The 798-nt window shown below is 70.4% G+C and carries 1 protein-coding gene; it reads left to right on the top strand.

Going from position 1 to position 798, the window contains the following annotated elements; translation table 11 throughout:
* A partial coding sequence (locus tag IE260_RS41080) for a hypothetical protein (RefSeq protein WP_189881027.1) occupies window positions 1-258 on the top strand: 258 nt, incomplete at its 5' end.
* Between the last annotated feature and the right edge of the window lie 540 nt (window positions 259-798).

The following is a 798-nucleotide window of genomic DNA, read 5'->3' as shown; positions in this document are numbered from 1 at the left end:
GGCTTCGAGGAGGGCAGGTGCGGGCTCGACGCGTTCGAGCCCGATGACCCGCACGCCGTTGACTGTACGGGCAAGCCGCGCAGCAAGGCGTTCACCGCCGGTGGCTCGGACAGCGTGATCAACCGCTCGGTGTGGTTCTCCTGCGAGGGACCCGGTACCTACAAGGTCACGCTCACGGGGGGCTCGTTCCAGAGGAAGAACCTGCCCAGCCAGAAGGCCCCGATCAAGGAGACCTCCGTCAGCGCTTCCGCCTGCTGACCTTCTCAAAGGTGGGCGTACGGGCTGGCGTCGGCACCGCGGCCCGGTACTTCCGTTCAGGAACGGTCGCCGTACCTGAGACCGCCCCCTCCCGGGAGGAGGGGGCGTGCCGGGGCCTGGCGTTCCGTCACGACCATGGTCCGTGCGGATGCGCGAGCCATGTACACCAGGTCCCGGCACGCCAGAGTCGCACAGCCGGGACGGGCACGGCGGAGCAGGGGTTGCCACAGGCCGTACCGGTGACTTGGGTGTACGCCGTCAGGCAGTGCCGGGGGAGGAGCGGAGCGGGCAGCGGGGCCGCCGGTCCTGTGTTGTTGCCCGTGTCCCCTGGGCGTGTCCGTGCCACGGTGGCGGGGTTTGGGGCGGTGGTCGTCAGCCAGGCTGCGGGGGCTTTTGGGCCGAGTGCTGTCTGGTCCGGGGCGGGGTGGGCAGCCGCTGGCATCCCCTGCTGGCGGTTCCCGCCGTGATCGCCGCAGTGCTCGTCGTTCCCCCGTTGGGTGCCGCATTCGCGTTCATGGCCGGCTGGGCAAGGTCGGCAAA

Source organism: Streptomyces viridiviolaceus, from assembly GCF_014650995.1.
In the GTDB taxonomy this organism is placed as follows: domain Bacteria; phylum Actinomycetota; class Actinomycetes; order Streptomycetales; family Streptomycetaceae; genus Streptomyces; species Streptomyces viridiviolaceus.
Note: the sequence above shows the minus strand (reverse complement) of the source record. Positions and strands in the feature narration are given on the sequence as shown.